The organism is Propionibacterium acidifaciens DSM 21887, assembly GCF_000426605.1.
GTDB lineage: Bacteria > Actinomycetota > Actinomycetes > Propionibacteriales > Propionibacteriaceae > Propionibacterium > Propionibacterium acidifaciens.
This window is the reverse complement of record NZ_AUFR01000017.1, coordinates 13,291-32,879: the sequence shown is the minus strand read 5'-3', so window position 1 is coordinate 32,879 and position 19,589 is coordinate 13,291. Positions and strand designations below refer to the sequence as shown.

Annotated in this window: 20 protein-coding genes; 6 read left to right on the top strand and 14 right to left on the bottom strand. The window is 73.2% G+C overall.

Annotated elements, in window-relative coordinates; genetic code table 11:
- Nucleotides 1-13: 13 nt before the first annotated feature.
- The 10 genes from aroD to dacB all read right to left on the bottom strand — a co-directional run bounded on the left by aroD (nucleotide 14) and on the right by dacB (nucleotide 10,598).
- Nucleotides 14-793 carry a type I 3-dehydroquinate dehydratase gene (gene aroD / locus K336_RS15250; RefSeq protein WP_051245512.1) on the bottom strand — a complete coding sequence of 260 codons (780 nt, stop codon included), beginning with the start codon at nucleotides 791-793 and terminating at the stop codon, nucleotides 14-16.
- A 136-nt stretch (nucleotides 794-929) separates the two neighbouring features.
- On the bottom strand, nucleotides 930-3,461 hold the full coding sequence (locus tag K336_RS0107415) for an ATP-dependent Clp protease ATP-binding subunit (protein ID WP_028706678.1): 2,532 nt from the start codon (nucleotides 3,459-3,461) through the stop codon (nucleotides 930-932).
- Between the two features lie 567 nt (nucleotides 3,462-4,028).
- Entirely contained in the window at nucleotides 4,029-4,349 is a 321-nt protein-coding gene (locus K336_RS0107410) for a histone-like nucleoid-structuring protein Lsr2 (RefSeq protein WP_021796748.1), read from the bottom strand.
- Nucleotides 4,350-4,521: 172 nt separating this feature from the next.
- Complete coding sequence (folK, locus tag K336_RS15245) at nucleotides 4,522-5,091, bottom strand: 2-amino-4-hydroxy-6-hydroxymethyldihydropteridine diphosphokinase (RefSeq protein ID WP_021796750.1); 570 nt, start codon at nucleotides 5,089-5,091, stop codon at nucleotides 4,522-4,524.
- Nucleotides 5,088-5,558, bottom strand: a complete 471-nt coding sequence (folB, locus tag K336_RS15240; RefSeq protein WP_226906017.1) for a dihydroneopterin aldolase — start codon at nucleotides 5,556-5,558, stop codon at nucleotides 5,088-5,090. The genes folK and folB overlap by 4 nt, the downstream gene beginning before the upstream one ends.
- The gene (folP, locus tag K336_RS0107395; protein ID WP_028706677.1) at nucleotides 5,555-6,367 is read right to left on the bottom strand and encodes a dihydropteroate synthase; all 813 of its coding nucleotides are present in this window, start codon (nucleotides 6,365-6,367) and stop codon (nucleotides 5,555-5,557) included. Before folP ends, folB begins: the two co-directional genes overlap by 4 nt.
- Nucleotides 6,368-6,733: 366 nt before the next feature.
- Nucleotides 6,734-7,339 (bottom strand): GTP cyclohydrolase I FolE, encoded by a 606-nt coding sequence (folE, locus tag K336_RS0107390; RefSeq protein WP_051245516.1) that lies wholly within the window; start codon nucleotides 7,337-7,339, stop codon nucleotides 6,734-6,736.
- 58 nt (nucleotides 7,340-7,397) lie between these two features.
- Nucleotides 7,398-7,949 carry a hypoxanthine phosphoribosyltransferase gene (hpt, locus tag K336_RS0107385; RefSeq protein ID WP_021796752.1) on the bottom strand — a complete coding sequence of 184 codons (552 nt, stop codon included), beginning with the start codon at nucleotides 7,947-7,949 and terminating at the stop codon, nucleotides 7,398-7,400.
- A 278-nt stretch (nucleotides 7,950-8,227) separates the two neighbouring features.
- Entirely contained in the window at nucleotides 8,228-9,226 is a 999-nt protein-coding gene (tilS, locus tag K336_RS0107380) for a tRNA lysidine(34) synthetase TilS (protein ID WP_028706676.1), read from the bottom strand.
- Nucleotides 9,227-9,230: 4 nt separating this feature from the next.
- Nucleotides 9,231-10,598, bottom strand: a complete 1,368-nt coding sequence (dacB, locus tag K336_RS15235; RefSeq protein ID WP_162142579.1) for a D-alanyl-D-alanine carboxypeptidase/D-alanyl-D-alanine endopeptidase — start codon at nucleotides 10,596-10,598, stop codon at nucleotides 9,231-9,233.
- A 61-nt stretch (nucleotides 10,599-10,659) separates the two neighbouring features.
- Between dacB and K336_RS0107370 the strand changes: the two genes are divergently transcribed.
- On the top strand, nucleotides 10,660-11,217 hold the full coding sequence (locus tag K336_RS0107370) for an inorganic diphosphatase (RefSeq protein WP_021798865.1): 558 nt from the start codon (nucleotides 10,660-10,662) through the stop codon (nucleotides 11,215-11,217).
- 308 nt (nucleotides 11,218-11,525) lie between these two features.
- Here K336_RS0107370 and K336_RS0107365 read toward each other — a convergent pair whose 3' ends face one another.
- Entirely contained in the window at nucleotides 11,526-11,894 is a 369-nt protein-coding gene (locus tag K336_RS0107365) for a fluoride efflux transporter FluC (protein WP_021798868.1), read from the bottom strand.
- Complete coding sequence (locus K336_RS15230; protein ID WP_155945029.1) at nucleotides 11,891-12,541, bottom strand: fluoride efflux transporter FluC; 651 nt, start codon at nucleotides 12,539-12,541, stop codon at nucleotides 11,891-11,893. The genes K336_RS0107365 and K336_RS15230 overlap by 4 nt, the downstream gene beginning before the upstream one ends.
- A gap of 102 nt (nucleotides 12,542-12,643) precedes the next feature.
- On the opposite strand from K336_RS15230, the gene K336_RS0107355 reads away from it, so the two are divergent.
- The 5 genes from K336_RS0107355 to K336_RS15220 all read left to right on the top strand — a co-directional run bounded on the left by K336_RS0107355 (nucleotide 12,644) and on the right by K336_RS15220 (nucleotide 16,193).
- Nucleotides 12,644-13,717 carry a TRM11 family methyltransferase gene (locus K336_RS0107355; RefSeq protein WP_028706674.1) on the top strand — a complete coding sequence of 358 codons (1,074 nt, stop codon included), beginning with the start codon at nucleotides 12,644-12,646 and terminating at the stop codon, nucleotides 13,715-13,717.
- A 133-nt stretch (nucleotides 13,718-13,850) separates the two neighbouring features.
- Nucleotides 13,851-14,396, top strand: coding sequence for a SixA phosphatase family protein (locus tag K336_RS17005; RefSeq protein WP_081660675.1), 546 nt, complete (start codon nucleotides 13,851-13,853; stop codon nucleotides 14,394-14,396).
- A 105-nt stretch (nucleotides 14,397-14,501) separates the two neighbouring features.
- A complete protein-coding gene (locus tag K336_RS0107345; RefSeq protein WP_028706673.1) occupies nucleotides 14,502-15,533 on the top strand; it encodes a hypothetical protein in 1,032 nt (343 codons plus the stop codon).
- A gap of 136 nt (nucleotides 15,534-15,669) precedes the next feature.
- Nucleotides 15,670-15,945, top strand: coding sequence for an ammonium transporter (locus K336_RS0107340; protein WP_028706672.1), 276 nt, complete (start codon nucleotides 15,670-15,672; stop codon nucleotides 15,943-15,945).
- Complete coding sequence (locus tag K336_RS15220) at nucleotides 15,945-16,193, top strand: P-II family nitrogen regulator (RefSeq protein WP_081660674.1); 249 nt, start codon at nucleotides 15,945-15,947, stop codon at nucleotides 16,191-16,193. The genes K336_RS0107340 and K336_RS15220 overlap by 1 nt, the downstream gene beginning before the upstream one ends.
- 122 nt (nucleotides 16,194-16,315) lie before the next feature.
- Here K336_RS15220 and K336_RS0107330 read toward each other — a convergent pair whose 3' ends face one another.
- Together K336_RS0107330 and K336_RS15215 are read right to left on the bottom strand one after the other, a co-directional pair.
- Nucleotides 16,316-17,677 (bottom strand): flavin monoamine oxidase family protein, encoded by a 1,362-nt coding sequence (locus K336_RS0107330; RefSeq protein ID WP_028706670.1) that lies wholly within the window; start codon nucleotides 17,675-17,677, stop codon nucleotides 16,316-16,318.
- Nucleotides 17,678-17,829: 152 nt separating this feature from the next.
- Nucleotides 17,830-19,326, bottom strand: a complete 1,497-nt coding sequence (locus K336_RS15215; protein ID WP_081660672.1) for an amino acid permease — start codon at nucleotides 19,324-19,326, stop codon at nucleotides 17,830-17,832.
- Nucleotides 19,327-19,589 lie beyond the last annotated feature (263 nt).

The following is a 19,589-nucleotide window of genomic DNA, read 5'->3' as shown; positions in this document are numbered from 1 at the left end:
GGGGCCGGCCGGTTCAGGCGGAGGCCCGCCGGGGGCCTGGCACCCGGCGCAGCCGGTCGAGGCGCCCCATGACGTCCACGAGTTCGTCCACGGGCACCTGGCCCGGCGCGGAGGACCTGCCGCCGAGGGAGCCGAAGCCGGCCGCCGAGCCGAAGTCCTGGCCCATCACCCGGCTGACCAGGCCCAGCGGGCCCATCGCCATCGAGATGATCGGCCGGTCGAGTTCGGCGTGGGCGAGCGCCGTGGCCTCGAGGAGACGGGCCGTGTCGGCGGGCGTGCGCGCCGTGACGGCGAGCTTGCAGACGTCGGCGCCGAGCTCGGCCTGGGAGCGCAGCACCGCCACCATCGTGCCGGTGTCGGGGGTGAGGCTCACCTCGTGGTTGGACCCGACGACGAGCCGGCCCGCCGCGTGCACGGCGCCGATGAGTTCGTCCGCGCCGGGACGGGCGCACTCGACGTCCACGAGACCGACCCCCTCGGCCTCGGCCAGCGCGCCCACGAGACGGCCGTACTCGACGAAGCAGCTGTCGAAGCCGCCGCCCTCGACCACCGTGCGCACGGTCGCGAGCAGAGGGCGGTCGGCGTGGGCGGACACCTGGGGGGCGAGCCGCACGGCACGGGCCGGCGCGGGGTCGTCCAGCAGGTCGACGCGCCACTCGACGACGTCGGCCCGGCTCGCGGCGGCCTCGTCGGCCTCGGCGAGCAGCTGCGTGTCATCGACGCCGGTGAGCGGGACGATGATGGCGGCGCGCGGCCCGCCCAGTTCGACGGTTCCCAGTTCGATCGCGGGCATGGCCCTCAGGCTACCGCCGCGCGGCCCGCACGGTGCGGGGCCGAGGACGGCGGCGCGTCGCGCGGCACGGGGACCCGCACGGGAGGGGGCCGGCGCGCATCGCGCGCCGGCCCCTCGTGTCGTCGGATCGCCCCGATCACTCCTGAGCGGGGCCGCCGCCGGCCAGCTGGGCCAGCTCGGCGTCGGCGACGGCCGCCTTGGGCGTGCCGCCGAAGGTGAAGGGCTCGGAGCTCTTCTCGTCGGCGCCCTCGACCACGTCGACCAGGACGATCTCGCCGGGCTTCAGCTCGCCGTAGAGGATCCGCTCGCTGATCGGGTCCTCGATGTCGCGCTGGATGGCCCTGCGCAGCGGACGGGCGCCGAGCACCGGGTCGAAGCCGCGCCGGCCGATGAGCCGCTTGGCGGCGTCGGTGAGCTCGATGCTCATGTCGCGCTCGGCCAGGCGCTGCTCGATCTGGCCGACCATGAGGTCGACGATCCGCAGGATGTCCTCCTGGGTGAGCTGGTGGAAGACGACGATCTCGTCCACGCGGTTGAGGAATTCGGGACGGAAATGCGTCTTGAGCTCCTCGGACACCTTCGCCTTCATCGAGTCGTAGCTGCTCTCGGTGTCACCGACCCGGCTGAAACCGAGGTTGACGCCGCGGCTGATGTCGCGCGAGCCGAGGTTCGTCGTCATGACGATCACGGTGTTCTTGAAATCGACCACCCGACCCTGCGCATCGGTCAGCCGACCCTCGTCGAGGATCTGGAGCAGCGAGTTGAAGATGTCCGGATGGGCCTTCTCGATCTCGTCGAACAGGATGACGCTGAACGGCTTGCGACGCACCTTCTCGGTGAGCTGGCCGCCCTCCTCGTACCCGACGTATCCGGGCGGGGAGCCGAACATCCGGCTCGCCGTGTGCTTCTCGGAGTACTCGGACATGTCGAGGGTGATGAGGGCGTTCTCGTCGCCGAACAGGAATTCGGCCAGCGCCTTGGTCAGCTCCGTCTTGCCGACGCCCGAGGGGCCGGCGAAGATGAACGAGCCGGAGGGGCGGTTCGGGTCCTTCAGCCCGGCGCGCGTGCGGCGGATCGACCGCGAGATCGCCTTCACCGCCTCGTCCTGGCCGACGTAGCGCTTGTGCAGCTCGTCCTCCATGTGGATGAGGCGCTGCGACTCGGCCTCGGTCAGACGCGAGACGGGCACCCCGGTGGAGTCGGAGAGGACCTCGGCGATCTGCTCCTCGCCGATGATGGCGGGCACGTCCGAGGCGCCCTCCTTCCAGGAGGCCTCCTTCTCGGCCCGGGCCGCCAGGATCTTGCGCTCGTCGTCGCGCAGCCTCGCCGCGGTCTCGAAGTCCTGGTGGTCGATGGCCGACTCCTTCTCGGCCCGCACGCCGGCGAGCCGCTCGTCGAACTCGTGCAGGTCCGGCGGAGCGGTCATGCGTGCGATGCGCATCCGGGCGCCGGCCTCGTCGATGAGATCGATGGCCTTGTCGGGCAGGAAGCGGTCCTGAACATAGCGGTCGGCGAGGGTGGCCGCCGCGGTGAGCGCCTCGTCGGTGATGGTCACCCTGTGGTGCTCCTCGTAGCGGTCGCGCAGGCCCTTGAGGATCTCGATGGTCAGCGGGATCGAGGGCTCGTCCACCTGGATGGGCTGGAAACGACGCTCCAGGGCCGCGTCCTTCTCGACGTGCTTGCGGTACTCGTCGAGCGTCGTGGCGCCGATGGTCTGCAGCTCGCCGCGGGCCAGCATGGGCTTGAGGATCGAGGCGGCGTCGATCGCGCCCTCGGCCGCACCGGCCCCGACGAGGGTGTGGATCTCGTCGATGAAGAGCATGATGTCGCCGCGGGTCTTGATCTCCTTGAGCACCTTCTTGAGGCGCTCCTCGAAGTCGCCGCGATAGCGCGAGCCCGCGACCAGCGCGCCGAGGTCGAGCGAGTAGATCTGGTGGTCCCGCAGGGTCTCGGGCACGTCGCCGCGCACGATGGCCTGGGCGAGGCCCTCGACGACGGCGGTCTTGCCGACGCCGGGCTCGCCGATGAGCACCGGGTTGTTCTTCGTCCGGCGGCTCAGCACCGTCATGACCCGCTCGATCTCCTTCTGGCGGCCGATGACCGGATCGAGTCTGCCCTCGCGGGCGGCCTGGGTGAGATTGCGGCCGAACTGGTCGAGCGTGTTGCTCGACGAGCCGGAGCTCGGGGCCTCGGGCGCACCGGCGGTGGCCGGCTGGGCGCCGTTCTCCTCCTGGTAGCCGCTCAGCAGGGCCAGCACGGTGGTGCGGACGCGGTTGAGATCGGCGCCGAGCTTGATGAGAACCTGGGCCGCGATGCCCTCGCCCTCGCGGATCAGACCCAGGAGGATGTGCTCAGTGCCGATGTACGAGTGGTTCATCTGGAGCGCCTCGCGCAGCGAGAGCTCGAGGACCTTCTTCGCACGCGGGGTGAAGGGGATGTGGCCGGTGGGCGGATTCTGACCGTGGCCGATGATCTCCTCGACCTGCTCCCGCACGGCCTCGAGCGAGATGCCCATCTGCTCCAGCGCCTTCGCGGCGACCCCCTCGCCCTCGTGGATCAGACCCAGGAGGATGTGCTCGGTGCCGATGTAGTTGTGGTTCAGCATCTTCGCTTCGTCTTGGGCAAGCACGATGACGCGGCGTGCCCGGTCGGTAAAGCGCTCAAACATTGGTCTCCTTCAGCGGACCCTCCGGGAGTCCTCCACGAGCGCTCGGCCCCGATCCCCGAGTGGCCTGAGTCCGGTGCGCTCAACTCTCATGATACAAACCCGTGCTCAAGGCCCAATCATCCCGCTGTTCGCCCCCGGCGCAAGGCCCGGCCCCGCGAGAAGGGATGACGCCGGGCACCGCTCCGAGGCGATGACGAGCCGGTCCGGGAGGCGGGCGGCGCCGGCGCCTCCACGGAGCAGGCAGCGCGCCTCCTCGGAAGCGGGAACGACGCGTGCGCGCCCGTCCGGGCGGCGGGACGGGCCCGCGCAGTGCCCACGGCGCGGGCCCCGCGATCCCGTGGGGCATCACGGCCCCGTGGGACGAGGAGCCGCACGCGGCCCCGATCCGACGCCGTCACGGCGCGAGGGCGGGCCCTCGGCGCCGAGAGGCAAGAAGGACGGAGGGCCCCTTCCGTGACGACGCGGCGGGGCCGTCGGGGGACGGCAATGGGGCGAGGAGACCGGCTCCTCGCCCCATTCGCCGCATCACGGCCGTCGCGCCGCGGCACGACGGCGGAGGAATCGGAATCAGTGCTTCGCGGCCTCGTAGGCCTGGCGGACCTCATTGGGGATGCGCCCGCGCGGGGGGACCTGGTGACCATTGGCCTGGGCCCACTCGCGGATCTTGGCGGCATCGCTCCCGCCGCTGCGGCGGCGACCGGTGGTGCGACGACCGCTCACCCGGCGAGCATTGCCGACCCAGTAGGCGAGCTGATCGCGCAGCTTCGCGGCATTCTCGTCGGACAGGTCGATTTCGTAGGTGACGCCGTCGAGGGCGAAATTCACCGTCTCGCTGGCCTCGCCGCCGTCGACGTCATCGGTGAGGACCACCTGAACCTTGCGCGCCATTGTTCTCCTCCTCGTGGTGGCACCGCCCTGGTGCGATGCCGGTTGGTGTCTGCATGGACAGGAGCAATATAACCAGAGGAATGCGCCGAGGACAAAGAAATCGGCGAGGGCGGGCCCGAATTCGTGCAATTCGGGCGGCCGCGGCCCTTTGCCGGGTCAGGGGATGATGGGGTCATTCGCCGCGGCGGGGGTGGATCGGCGGATCGGTGCGCACCACACCGGAGGCGTCCATGCCGTCCAGCAGATCGAGAATTCTCCCCTGCGGGAGCACCGCCCGCGGTTCCAGCTCCGCCCAGGGAACGAGGACGAAGGCGCGTTCGTGCGCGCGCGGATGCGGCAGCCGCAGACGCCGCGTGGCGCTCGTGAGGCCCTCGACGACGACGAGGTCGATGTCGAGGGTGCGGGGGCCGTGGGGCACGCGCGGATCGCGCCGACGCCCGTGGGCGGCCTCGACGGCGTTGGCGCGCTCGAGCAGCGCGAGCGGCTCCAGTACGGTGTCGGCCGTGACGACGATGTTGAGGAAGTCGTCCTGACCGACGACACCGACCGGCTCCGTGAGGTACACGGATGAGACGCGGACGTGCGCGATGCCCGGCGTGGCGGCGAGGTCGTCGACGCCGGCACGCAGCGCGGCACGGCGATCCCCCAGGTTCGAGCCCATGCTGAGCACGACGTGCCGGCCCGCACCGGGATCGTCGGACGCCCCATTCGCGCCGGCGCCCGGCCGGGCGGCCCCGTTCATGCGGGCGTCCCGTCGGGCGTCGTGCCCGTCCCGGCGCCGTCGCCTGCGCGTCGGACGACGGTCGCCGAGACGTCCCGGAAGGGCAGGCCGATGGGCGCCTCGGGCTTGTGGACGCGCACGGCCGATGCGCGCACTCCGGGAAGGACCAGGCAGGCGTCGGCGATCCGGGCGGCGAGGGTCTCGACGAGGTCGACGTGGCCGCCGCCGACCGTCCGGACGATGACGCGGGCGACCTCAGCGTAGTCGACGGTGCGTGAGAGCTCGTCGCGCTCGGGTTCGTCGACGACCAGCTCCGCATCGACGATGAAGGGCTGCTCCTCGGCGTGCTCGACGGGCAGGACGCCGTGGCGGGCCATGATCCGCAGCCCGGTCAGCGCGATCCTCGCCCGGCCCGGCACCGCGTCTCCGCCCGGCCCGGCGCCCAGCGGCGACCCGTCCGCAGACATCGGGAACGGCCCGTCGCTCATGAGGCCCCGCGCAGGTGCTCGATGACGGTGATCGTGTCGACCTGGGAGCGCACCTCGTGGGTGCGCACCGCCCAGATCCCGCGCACGCAGCACCATGCCGAGACGGCGGCGGTCGCGGCGTCCCGCTCGGCGGTCGGGCGGCCGTTGAGCAGGCTGCCGAGGAAGCGCTTGCGGCTGGCACCGATGAGCACCCGGTGGCCCAGCCCGGTGAACGCGTCGAGGTGGGCGAGGATCCGCCAGTCGTGCTCGGCGTTCTTGGCGAAGCCCAGGCCCGGGTCGGCGATGACCCGCTCGGGCGCGATGCCGGCGTCCACGGCGGCCCGGCAGCGGGCCTCGAGCTCTGCGCGGACCTCGGCGACGACGTCGTCGTACTCGGCGGCCCTGTTCATCTCCGATCCGAAGCCCCGCCAGTGCTGGCAGATGTAGTCGACGCCGAGCTCGGCGACGGCGCCGAGCATCCCCGTGTCGGCCAGACCGCCCGAGACGTCGTTGACGATCGACGCGCCGGCCCGCACGGCGGCCCGGGCCACCGACGAGCGCATCGTGTCGACACTCAACGCGACACCGGTCGCCGCCGCCGGGATGCGGAGCCCCTCGATGACCGGCATGACGCGCGTCATCTCCTCCTCCTCGCTGACCCGCTCGGCGCCCGGACGCGTCGACTCGCCGCCCACGTCGAGAATCTTGGCGCCCTGGGCTATGAGGTCGAGACCGTGCCCGACGGCCGCCGACGTGCCCAACCACATGCCCCCGTCGCTGAACGAATCAGGAGTGACGTTGATGATGCCCATCACCAAGGTATGACCCATGGGGGTGAGTGTACGGAGTTCCGGGGCCCACGGGCCGGAATCCCACGCCCCGGGCGGAATCCGGCGACGAGTACGCCCTCCCCCGCGCGTCCGGCGACGGTCGGGCCCGGGGTCGGGCGGGCCGCCGTCGCGTAGCGGGGACCCGATCAGAGGGCATCCAGACCAAACCACCGACAGAACCCGGACGACACCGAACAGGACACCAGCCCGAAGGACCACGAGCCGGATCCCACACGACCCTCCCCCGACGCCGACCTCCGGACCGGGGCCCGCACTGGCCTCCGAGAGCCGGACCGGTGTGCCGGGCGGGCGGCCTCGGAGGGCCGACCGGCCCGGACCAGGCCGGGACCGATCGGCGGAACGGCGTCAGGAGTTGATGAGGCTCATGGCCTCGGCCCGCGTGGCGGGATCGCGCAGCTGGCCCCGCACGGCGGAGGTCACGGTGCGGGCACCGGGCTTGCGCACGCCGCGCATCGTCATGCACAGGTGCTCGCAGTCGACGACGACGAGGGCGCCGCGGGCCTGCAGGGTGTGCACGAGGGCGTCGGCGACCTGGCCGGTGAGGCGCTCCTGCACCTGGGGGCGGCGGGCGTACAGCTCGACGAGCCGGGCGATCTTCGACAGGCCGGTGACACGGCCGTTCCGGGGCGGGATGTAGCAGACGTGGGCGACGCCGTGGAAGGGCATGAGGTGGTGCTCGCAGGTGCTGTAGACCTCGATGTCGCGCACGAGCACCATCTCCTCGTGGCTGATGTCGAAGGTGCGGGCCAGCACCTCGTCGGGGTCGCGGCCGATGCCGCTGAAGACCTCGGCGTAGGCGCGGGCGACGCGGGCCGGGGTGTCGCGCAGGCCGTCGCGGTCGGGGTCCTCGCCCATGCCGATGAGCAGCTCGCGGACGGCCGCCTCGATGCGGGCGCCGTCGAAGCCCGGGGCGGGCCGGGCGCCCGGTCCCAGACAGGGCGTGTTGTCGATCTCGCGGGACGGCTTCTCGGTCACTGGATCACCTGGTCGGGGGTCGATTCGGCGGGCATCAGCGGTAGACGTGGGGCGCGAGCGTCGCGAGGTCGCGCAGGTTCCGGTAGCGGCCCGCGTAGTCGAGCCCGTAGCCGACGACGAACTCGTCGGGCAGGTCGAAGCCGACGTAGTCGGCCTCGACCGGGGCGTTGAGGGCCTCCGGCTTGCGGAACATCGTCGCCACCCGCACGCTCGCCGCGCCGCGGGTGGCGATGTTGTGCACCAGGTAGCTGAGCGTGAGGCCGGTGTCGATGATGTCCTCGACGATGAGCACGTCGCGACCGGCGACGTCGACGGTGAGGTCCTTGAGGATGCGCACGACGCCGGAGCTGCGGGTGCCGGAGCCGTAGGAGCTGACGGCCATCCAGTCGACCTCGACATGGCAGTGCATGGCGCGGCACAGATCGGACATGACGATCATCGCGCCGTTGAGCACGCCCACGAGGACCGGCCTGCGACCCGCGTAGTCGGCATCGATGAGGGCGGCGAGCTCCGCGACCCTCGCATCGATCTGGTCGGCGGTGCGGAGCACGTGCTCCAGGTCTGCGCTGATGTCGGCTGCATCCACGCCGACAAGGTTAGTGCAGCAGGATCGGCGCACGGGATCAGTGCCACGCGCGCGGCGGGGCCCACCGGACCGTCGGGCGGGACGCGGCCGCCAGGTCTCAGTGGCCACGCGCGCGGCGGGGCCCGAGCCCGGCCGGCATCGACGCCGTGCGCCACGCGGATCAGCGCCGCGCTTCCGGGAGCCGACCCGCTCGTTCCGACGACCCACGGGTGCTTCGGCGCCGCGAGCGCGCGGCAAGAGCGGATCCGCGGCTCGGGATCCTTCTCCTCGGACCGTGATCAGTGCCGCGGGCGGGCGGCCCGCAGCGTGCCACCGGCGCGGACGACCCGCACGCCGCCGGGCAGGTCGACGCCCCGCTGGCCGTGCCAGTCCTCGACGAGGGCGAGCACCGCCCCCGTGTGGGCGGCGCTCGGCTCGACGACGCCGGCGCCGACCAGCCATGACCGGACGATGCGCCCGCGCAGGGCCGGCGGCTGGGCGGCGAGGGCGCCGGCGTCCAGGCCGCCGTCCCCGACGAGGCCGGGCGCGGCGCGGGCGGCGAGCCCGTCGAGCAGGTCGGCGTCGGCGGCGGCGAGGGAGGCGGTGCGGGCCAGGGCCCGGGCGATGCCGGGGCCGAGGCGGGCCTCGAGCAGCGGCATGATCTCGCGGCGCACCCGCACGCGGGCGTAGGCGGCGTCGTCGTTCTGGGGGTCGTGCCACGGCTCCAGGCCCCAGTCGGCGCAGGCCGCCGCCGTGTCGGCCCGGCGCAGACCCAGCAGCGGCCGCACGAGGACCGGGGCGGTGCCGCTGCGGGCGGGCATCCCGGCGAGCGAGCGGATGCCAGAGCCCCGGGCCAGGCCGAGCAGGACGGTCTCGGCCTGGTCGTCGAGGGTGTGGCCGAGCAGGACGAGGCCGGGCGCGGCCCCTGACGGCCCGGGGCCGCGCAGGGCCGCGTACCGGGCGCGCCGGGCGGCCGCCTCGGGCCCCGGGCCGGCGCCGCGGTCCACGTCGACGGCCGTGACGCGGGCCGCCAGGCCCAGCGCGTCCAGCTGCTCGGCGACGCGCCCGGCGACGCGCCCGGAGCCCGGCTGGAGCCGGTGGTCGACGACGAGGGCCTCCGCCATGAGGGCGGGCTCGCGGCGGGCGTGCCAGGCCAGCGCGGCGGCCAGGGCGAGGGAGTCGGGGCCGCCGGAGCAGGCGGCCCGCACCCGCAGGGCGCCGTCGAGGGCCTCGGCGACGACGGGCGCGAGGGCCCTCGTCACGGCGAGGGCCCTCGGTCCGAGGGCGCGGGTGCTCATGGGCTCAGGCCGCGCATCGGCAGCCGGCCAGGGCGGCGGCGAGCCGGTCGAGGAAGGGGCGGGCCTCGGTGCCGGAGCCGTTGATGACGATGGTGAACACGGCGATCGAACCGTCGGCGGTCGGCGTGTAGCCGGTCAGGGTGCTCGCCACGTCGAGGGTGCCGGTCTTGGCGCGCACCAGGCCGGCCCCGGCGGACGACGAGGAGTCCAGGTAGCGGGTCTCGAGGCTGCCCGTCGCCGCGGCGACGGGCATGCCGGCCAGGCCGGCCCGCATGTCGTCCGAGCCGGCGGCCACGACGACGATCCGGCTGAGTGTGTCGGAGGTGAGGCGGTTGTTCCCGGACAGGCCGGAGCCGTCGTGCAGGGAGTCGGCGTCCGACCAGACGCCGAGTGCGCGCATCCGCTGCTCGAGTGCGGTCACTCCCCCGGCGAAGTCGGCCGGCAGGCCCTGAGCGATCGCCAGGTGGCGCAGCAGGTTCTCGGCGATCGCGTTGTCCGAGTGCCGCAGGCAGAGCTGGACGATCTGGGACAGCGGCAGCGACTCGACCTGGGCGACGGTGCTCGCCGAGCCGTCGGCGGTGCGGGCCGTCGGTTCGCCGTCGACGGTGATGCCGGCCGCGGTGAGCTGCTCGGCGAAGGTGCGGGCCGCCGCGGCGCCCGGGTCGCCGGAGTCGTCGCCCTGGTCGATCGTCAGGGCGGAGACGTCGTTGACGTACTCCATGTCCCCCTCGGACCAGTCCGGATGACGGGTGGGGCCGGTGAACAGCGACTCGTCGTAGCCGAGGGAGATCGAGGTGACGCCCTGCGCCGACAGGGCACGGGCGGTCCGTTCGGCCAGCTCCTGCGAGGTCGCCGGGCGGGGGCCCTCGCCGTGGTAGGCCGACTCGGTGCTCGCCAGCAGGGGGTCGCCGCCGCCGACGAGCGTGTAGCCGCCGTCGGGCTCGGCCACCACGCTGGTGGTCCAGCGGGTGTCGGAGCCGACGGCGTCGAGCAGGCTCGTCGTCGTCATGAGCTTGAGGTTCGAGGCCGGGATGATGGCCTGCCCGCCGTTCTGGTCGAAGACCTCGTCGCCGCTCGTCGGGTCGCGGACCGAGACGGCCCACGAGGGGTCGAGGCCCGCGTCGGACAGGGCCCCCGAGACGGCGCCGGGGGACAGTTCCGGGTACGGCCCGGGTCCGAGCGCCGGGTCGACGACGCCGACGCCCTCGTCCTCTGCCGCGTACAGGCCGGACGGGGCCGTGGAGGCCCCGCCGTCGACGAGCAGACCCGCCGCGCGCGCCCCGAATCGTCCCCCCGCGCCGACGGCGGCGAGCGCGACGACGACGCCGAGCACCGCCCTCCGTCGTCCCGACTGTCTTCTCGTGGAATTCACTCTGCCGCCCCCGAACGGGTAGTGTCTGGCCCAGGTTCCCCAATCATAAGGACGCAACGCTGTGACCGATGATTTTCGAATTGCCACGGGCCTGCCCCAGTACGGCTTGACCTTCGACATGACCGTCGAGATCCCCCGCGGCACGAAGAACAAGTACGAGATGGACCACAACACGGGTCGCATCCGCCTCGACCGGACCCTGTTCACCTCGACGCAGTACCCGTACGACTACGGCTTCATCGAGGGCACGCTCGGCGAGGACGGTGACCCGCTCGATGCGATGGTCATCGTGCCCGAGCCCACCTTCCCCGGATGCCTCATCGAGTGCCGGGCGATCGCCATGTTCCAGATGCAGGACGAGATGGGCGGTGACGACAAGGTCCTGTGCATCGCCACGGCGGACCGTCGGCGCGACTACATGGACGACCTGGACGACGTGCCCCAGATGGTGATGCTGGAGATCGAGCACTTCTTCACCGTCTACAAGGACCTCGAGCCGGGCAAATCGGTCGAGGGCGCGTCGTGGGCGGGCCGTGAGGAGGCCGAGGCGGAGATCCGCGCCTCGTACGCCCGCGCCAAGGGCACCCCGTACGAGCACCACAAGGTGGACCTGCAGTGAGCGGTCCCGCTGGGGCGGCGTAGCGGAGAACGGCGGCACCGGGGCCGGACGGCGATCCGTCCGGCCCCTCGTCATGCCCCGCGCCGTCATGCCCCGCGCCGTACGGCGGTCCGTCCTCCGGCCGGCACGGCCCGGTGCAACGGCCCACGATCCCGGTCCGCGGGCGCCGACGCATGGTCGGGACCGCTGCAGGCGCGGCCGCCGCCCGGGGCCGGAAGAGGACTCCTCCGCGTGCGTCGGCGGAACCTCCGGGGCCGGGGAGCACGACCCCGGGAGGGGATCCGCCACGGCCCCCGCCGGGCCCTGCCCTAACCGGCGACGAGCAGGCCGAGCCAGGCCGCCGCCACGGCGCCGAGGGCGTTGAGGCAGAGGGCCGCCAGCGCCGGCCGCGGCCGGTCGCCCCTCAGCAGGAGCACGATCTCGACGCTGGCGGTGCTGAAGGTGGTGAACCCGCCGCAGAAGCCCGTGCCCGCCACGGGGGCCAGCCGGCCGTCGGCGCCGGAGACGACCAGCCCGGCGACCAGGCCCAGGAGGAACGAGCCGACGAGGTTGATCGTGACCGTGCCCACCGGCACCGCGGTGCGGACGCGGGACTTGAGGAAGGCGTCGACGACGAACCGGGCGACGGCGCCGAGACCCCCGGCCAGGCCCATGAGGAGCACGAGTCCGGGGCTCATCGGCCGCCTCGTTCCCCGCGCGCCGCGCGTCCGCCACGAGCAGGACGCTCCGCGCTGCCCCCGCCGGCACCGCGAGCGGTACGGCCCGGATCAGCAGCACGCGCGGCACGACCTCGACCGGCAGGACCCTGACCGGCGGCACGGCCCCCGATGGCGGCGTCCCCGACAGCGCCCGGGGCCGTGGCGGCGCCGCGCTGCGCGCGGGAGCCTCGACCGGCGAGGAGGACGCCGGCCAGGGCGAGGAGCAGACCGCCCGCCACGGTGACGCACGGGTAGAGGAGCGCGAGCAGGCGGTTCCCGCCATCGGCGAGCATCACGACCTCGACGGCGAAGGTCGAGTAGGTGGTGAGGGCCCCGCAGAAGCCGGTGCCGAGACCGAGCCGCAGCGCACGGCGAAGACCCTCGTCCCGGTGGTGCGAGAGGGCCTCGAGAAGGAGCCCGAGGACGAAGGCGCCCACCAGGTTCACGACGAGGGTCGCGAGCGGCCAGCCGCCGCGCTCGCCGACCAGCCGCCGGAGGCCCCAGCGGCAGAGCGTGCCGAGGAAGCCGCCCGCGCCGACGAGCGCGAGAACGGACGGCCGGGAGTACGGGGGCCGCGGCGCGACGGCGAACCCCGGCCCGTCGCCGGCGCCCCGTGATGCGGCCATGTGCCTCGTCTCCGTGGTGCGTCACGGCCCCGGCCGTGATACGTGAAGGGGCGCCCGACCGCACCCGGACGGCGGGGTCCTCGTCGTGGGAGGATGGGGCGCGTGAGCGATTACGTCATGCTCGTCGCCCCGTCCGCGAACCGAGTCTACGCCGAGGCCGCCCCCGCGCTCGCGGTGGCCGAGCTGGCCGTCACGACCGGCATCGAGGGCGCCCACCGCATCCGGATCGCCGGCGTCGACTACGTGGGCCTCGGCACGGACCGGCTCGACCCGGCGCAGCTGGCGCGCCAGTCCAGCGCGCTCGCCCTGTTCGAGCTCGCCGACGGGCTGCTGCGCCCGGTGGAGCTGCCGCGGGCGCGGATCATGGACGACGACCTCCTCACGATCACCAAGTACGCGGGCAAGACGAACGAGATGTTCACCCGCCTGCTCCTCCATGTCACCTGCGCCCAGGTGCGCACCGGTGGCGAACGGGCGGCCCTGCCGGGCGGGGGCGTCCAGCTGGACGTCCTCGACCCGATGGCCGGACGCGGCACGACGCTCCAGGCCGCATGGGAGACGGGCCACAACGGCTTCGGCGTCGAGCTCGACGAGAGGGCCGTCGAGCAGCTGGCCGCGTTCATGCGGACCTATCTGCGCCGCAAGCGCCTCAAGCACTCCGCCGAGGTCCGCCCGGTGCGCCGCCAGGGCCGCGTCATCGGTCATCGCTTCGACGCGAGCACCGCCCCGGCGGTCGCAACGAGCGGGCACCCCGCCGTCGAGGGCGCCCCCGCGCTGACGATGGGCGTCCTGACCGGAGACACCCGCGACGCGGCGGCCCTGTTCGGCCGGCGCCGCTTCGACGCCATCGTCACCGACGCGCCGTACGGCATCGTCCACGGCGCCCGCCGGAGGGGCCGGGACGCCGCGGCGGGGGACGGCGACGGCAGGGCCGAGCGCTCCCCCGCGGCGCTCCTGGCCGAGGCGGTCCCCGTGTGGGCGGGGCAGCTGCGCGGCGGCGGCGCGCTCGGCATCGCGTGGAACACCCTCGGGCTCGACCGGGACGGGCTCGCCGCGATCTGCGCCGGGGCCGGTCTCGAGGTCTGCACCGGCCCCGGATGGGACGACTTCGCCCATCGGGTCGACTCGTCGATCCGGCGGGACCTCCTCGTCGCCCGCAGGCCCCGCTCCTCCTGAACCCCGCCCGCCCGGGCGGCTCGCCCCCCATGCGGCCGGCGGGCCGGCCGGGCCGGTGCGCCGGTCCCCGCGGCCGCCGTCCGTCCTCGCGAGAACCGCGGGACGGGGAGCCGGGCGGCCATAGACTCGCCCCATGATGCGACGTCTCTACCTCATGCGCCACGCCCAGGCGGAGTCCTTCAGCCCGCACGGCGACAAGGACCGCAGGCTCAGCACCCGCGGGCGCCTCCAGGCGCGCGAGGTCGGCGAGCGGCTGGCCGGGGCGCGCATCGAGCGGGCGCTCGTCTCGGACGCCGAACGCACCCGCGAGACATTCGCCGAGCTGCGCCTGCCCGACGTGGACGGCGTCCCGGTGCATGTCGAGTTCCGGGCCGAGCTCTACGACGCCGGCACCCGCACCATGCTGGCCCGCATCGCCGAGACCCCCGACGAGGTGCGGACCCTCCTCGTCCTCGGCCACGCCCCGACGATCCCCGCGCTGGCCGGGGAGTTCACCCGGGCCTTCGACCGCGCCGGGGCGGCCCCGGCGCACGGCTCCTTCCCCACCGCGGCGATCGGCGCCTTCGACGTCGAGGTGCCGTGGGGCGAGCTGGCGGACTTCGACCCGTACGACTACGCCGACCCGGGCCCCGACGAGGCGCCCGAGCCGCACTGCCCGGTCCGCCCGTCGACCGACTGACCGGCGGGCGCCGGCCCTAGGATGGTCCCGGCTCCGGCACCGGGTGCGTCGCGCCCCGTCGGGCGCGCACGGGGCACGGAACACGAGGCACGTAAGGAGACTCCGATGACCGGCAGACGCTCGTCCTCGGGACGCCTCCGCGGAACGGGCCGGCGCATCACCGCGTCCTCCGGCTACCGCGGGGCGCTCGGCAGCGCCCGGCACGTCTGGCACGCGCCGCTGCCCCTCGTCGTCGTGCCCATGGCGCTCGTCCTCCTCGCCGTCATCGTCTTCGGCGCCAGCCGTTCGGCGAACGGGCGCCCGGCCCCCGTGGAGGTGACCACCAGCGGGACGCCGACGCCCTCGCCGAGCCGCACGCCCCCGCCCCCGCCGGGCCCCGTCGAACCCGTCGCCGACGTGAACCTGGCCGTGCTGCGCTCCCAGGTCGAGGGGATCGAGTCGCGCTACGGCGTGCGGGTCGGCCTGGCCGTCGCCGGCGTCGCGCCCGTCGGGCAGCGCCTCACGGCCACCTGGACGGCCGGCTCGCTCACGAGCGGCCCGACGTGGGGCACGCTCGACGTGCCGATCGCCCTGGCCGTCCTCGACCTCGACCGGATGCCGAGCAATCTGACCTATCTGCTCACCAAGTCGATCAGCGAGTCGTCGCTGTCCTCCGACGAGGCGCTCTACACCTTCCTCGGCGGCGCCGACGATGCGGCGCAGGCCGTCGACAAGGTCTTCCAGGAGTTCGGGGACCCGGTGACGACCGTCGCCACGAGCACCGACCGGCAGGGCGTCCCGCCCTTCACCCAGACGGACTGGACGGTCGCCAGCCAGTCCGAGTTCGCCGGGCAGCTGTGGTGCTCCAGCGGCGACTGGTACGTCACCAGCCGCATGCGGCACGTCGACGACGAGCACTCCTACGGCTTCGGCGGCGTCGTCGGCAGCTACATCAAGACCTCCGAGGGCACGACCGCGGACGACTCGGTCGTCGCACGGCAGATGGCGATCATCCCCACCTCGACCGGGGAGCGGGTCGGCGTGAGCCTCGTCGTCACCGCCCCGCCCGACCGGACGGGCGCCGCCCGCGAGGCCGCGGACGCGGTGGCCGGGCAGGTCTACTTCACCGCCCGCGGTTTCGAGGCCGGGCACTGCTGACCCGGGCCGATCCGTCGACGCCGACCGCCCGGGGCCGGGCACCGTCTGAAACGCGGCCGTAACGGGGCGGCGGAAGTCAACACGGGGTTGCGCGGACGTCACCGGAGCAGCAGGAGCATCCGGGAGAGTTCGGGGCATGACAGCTCTGGAGATCAACACGGGTGACACCGCGCGGGTGCTCATGAGGGCCGCGCTGGTCCTCCTCATGACGCCGGCCCCGGCCTTCTTCCACGGAGGCATGGTCCGGGCCGAGGGCGTCCTCACCATGATGATGTCGATCGTCACGATGGGCATCGTCAGCGTCGCATGGGTGCTGTCCGGCTTCTCGGAGGCCTTCGGCGACTCTCCTGGCACGGCCTGGTCGGCGACCCCGCCCAGCTGGGCCGCCAGGCGGTCGGGGCGCTCGCCGTGATGATCCACTCGTTCGTCGCGAGCCTGCTCATCGCCCTCATCGCCAAGCGGGCGATCGGCCTGCGGGTCTCCGGCCAGGCCGAGGTGCGCATCGAGATCCTCGCCGCCGACCGCGAGGCGGAGCCGATCATCGCGACGATCTGCGAGGCGGCCCGCACCGGCACCGTCGGCGACGGCAAGGTGCGGAGCTGCCCCGTCGAGGATGTCGTGCGGATCCGCACCGGCGAGCGGGGCGTGGGCGCCGTCTGAGCCGCGGCCCCGAGCCGCTGCCGAGGAGCGTCTCAGCGCTCCTCGGCGCCGTTCCGTGTCGGCGCCCCCGCTGCGCCGTCCGGCCGGACGAACCGACCGCGGACCGCCCCGATGAGGGCGAGTCAGCGGGCGGTCCCGTTGAGCCTCAGAACGACCTCCTGAGCGGTCTCGGCGCCCGAGCGGACGGCGCCCTCCATGTAGCCGTTGAACTTGCCGGCGTACTCGGCGCCGGCGAAGTGGATGCGTCCGCACGGCTTGCCGAGCTCGGCGCCGGTGACGCTCCACACCCCCGGTGCGAAGTGCGCGCCGTGGCTGCCCCTGGTGAACTCCTCGGCGCCCCAGTCGATGTCGGTGTACTCGACCGGACGGGCCGCTTGCGGGCCGAAGACGTCGACGAGAGTGTCCTTGAAGATGCGTTGGCGCATCGACCGTGAGAACTTGGTGAGCATCGAGGCCTCGCCGCCCTCGAAGAAGCCCATGAGCACTCCGCGCCCGTCCGGGGAGTCGGTGCAGTCGAAGGTGACGCGCACCGCGCCGTCGTCGGCGCTCATCTGGCCCGACAGACCCTTGTCGCGCCACCACGGATGGTCGTAGACGACGTAGCACTTGATGACATTGCCGGCGCCGATCCTGCGCACCGCGTCCTCGCGCCAGCCGGCCAGCGGCGGGGTGACGCGGATCCGGAGGGCCAGCCACGGCGGCAGCGCCACGATCGCAGTGCGGGCCTCGAGGGCCTCGCCGAGGCTCGGGTGGACGACGACGCGGTCGTCGTCCTGCTCGATGGCGTCGACGACGAAGCGGTACCTGAGCCGGTCCCCCAGCTCGGACGCCATGCGCTCGGGCAGTTGGGCGAGGCCGCCCAGGACGCGGGCCTGGCCGATGTCGCCGTTGGCGGCGATGAGGTTCTCCATGTCGACGCCCTCGCGCACCTTGCCGAGCGCCTTGCGCAGCGAGATCCTGTCGAGCGGGCTCTCGAAGACGGCCTTCATGGCGGCGCGGATGTCACGGCGACCGGTGGGCGTGCGCAGATTGGAGACGATCCAGCGGTCGATGGACTGGTCGAGCCAGGCGGCGTTCGCCTCGACCCACATGTCGTCCTGGCCGGCGCGCTCGGCGAGCCGGCGCAGCCGCATGAGGCCCTGCCCGAGGTCGGCCACGGCGAACGGGGTGCGGGCGTCCTCGTCGCTGTCGGACTGGGCGACGTCGCGGATCTCGCCGTGCTGGACGAGGGTGAGCATCCCGGGGTTGGCCCCGATGAGCTCGAGGCCGGCGTTCTTGACGAGTTCGAGCATGCGGTCGTGGCTGGGGGCGATCCACTGACCGCCCAGGTCGATGACCTCGCCGCCGGAGAGGGTGGTGGAGACGACGCGACCGCCGGCGCGGCCCCTCGCCTCGACGAGCGCGACGTCGTAGCCGCGCCGGATGAGCTCTCTCGCCGCGGACAGGCCGGCGAAACCGGCACCGACGACCACGCAATCAAGCACTTTGCCCCTCCTGGACTCCCCGGTGGACGAAAAGGACATGCTGTGCCCGCGACTTTACTCATGGCCCCCTGCCCGGACGCAGTCGGGGTCGTACGGCCTCGCCGGGGCCGGAACGGTTGAGCCGCGACGGCGGTTCGGCCGTCCGGCGCCCGTCATGCCGGCGGTTCGGCGTCCTCCGCCTCGCGAATCTCCTCGGGGGCGCCCGGTTCGGGCCCTGCGGGGGCGAGCGCCAGGGAGCGCTCGCCCCCGACGATCGTGTCGTCGTGACGGGCGCGCCCCCGCACGAAGAGCCAGGCGATACCCAGGCCGATGAACCAGGCCGGTGTGACGGCCAGGGCCGTCAGGGTGTCGTGCTGGCGGGTGAGCACGTAGAGCGTGAAGGCGAAGAAGGCCAGCACGAGCCAGCTCGTGAAGCGCCCGAGCGGCATCCGGTACACCGACGCGGCGTGGGCCTGCGGGAACCGGTGGCGGTAGACGAGGTAGCTCACGAGGATGAGGCCCCAGATGAAGATGAAGAGCACGGCCGAGACGGTCGTCACGAGCGTGAAGGCCTCCATGATCGACTGCGAGAGGGTCAGCAGCAGCGAGGAGCCGACGAGGACGACGGTGACGAACAGGCCCCAGGCGGGCACGCCGTTGCGGGTGAGGCGACCGAAGCCGTCCGAGGCCATGCCCTTGTGGGCCAGGCCGTAGAGCATGCGGGAGGTCGAATACAGGCCGGAGTTCGCGCCGGAGGCGGCGGCGGTGATGACGACGAAGTTCATCACGGCCGCCGCGGCGCCGAAACCGACCAGCCCGAACATCGTGACGAACGGGGACTGGCCCGGGTCGAGGCTGTTCCACGGGGTGACGCACATGATGGCGGTGAGCGCGGCGACGTAGAAGACGAGCACCCGCACGGGCACCGCGTTGATGGCCTTCGGCAGATTCCTCACCGGGTCGTGCGTCTCGGCGGCGGCGGTGCCGACGAGTTCGATGCCGACGTAGGCGAAGACGGCGATCTGGAAACCGGCGAGGAAGCCGTTCGCGCCGGTCGGGAGGAAGCCGCCGTGCGTCCACAGGTTCGTGAGTCCGGCGCGGGCTCCGCCGGGCTCGGTGAAGCGCACGACGAGCAGCACGGCGCCCAGCACGATGAGCACGATGATGGCGATCACCTTGATGAGCGCGAACCAGAACTCCAGCTCGCCGAAGAGCCGCACGGTGAGCAGGTTCAGCAGGAACAGGACGACGAGGGTGCCGACGGCCAGGACGAGGGACCAGTTCTTCGACGGCACCCAGAACCGCCAGTAGTTCGACACGGCCACGATGTCGGCCATGCCCGTCACCACCCAGCACAGCCAGTACGTCCAGCCGGAGAAGAAGGCCGCCCAGGGGCCGAGCAGATCGGCCGCGAAGTCCTGGAAGGACTTGTACTGCAGGTTGTGGAGCAGCAGCTCCCCCATGGCGCGCATGACGAAGAACAGCATGACGCCGATGAGCGAGTAGACGAGGACGATGCTCGGTCCGGCGACGCTGATCGTCTTGCCCGAGCCCATGAACAGGCCGGTGCCGATGGCTCCGCCGATCGCGATGAGCTGGATGTGACGGTTGGAGAGGCTGCGCTGCAGATGCTCCCCGTCGTTGTCGACCGAGGCGTTCCCCGTGACCATTCGAGTCCCTTTCCCGTGACCGCGGCGCCCTGCGGGACCGGGCGCGCAACGGCCCGCAATCTACTCGCGGCACCGGGGCGCCGGGCCGCGGGTCCCAGCACCCAGACGGGCCGATGCGCGGCGCCAGGTCGGCGCCGAGGGGCACGAGCGACGCCCGCAGGTCGGCGCCGGGGGCGGGAGGAGTGCCGGCAGGCGCAGGGCGGGAACGGACCGAGGGGCGAGGGGCGGGGACCGTCCTTGCGCCCGGGCCCCGCCGCGGGAGG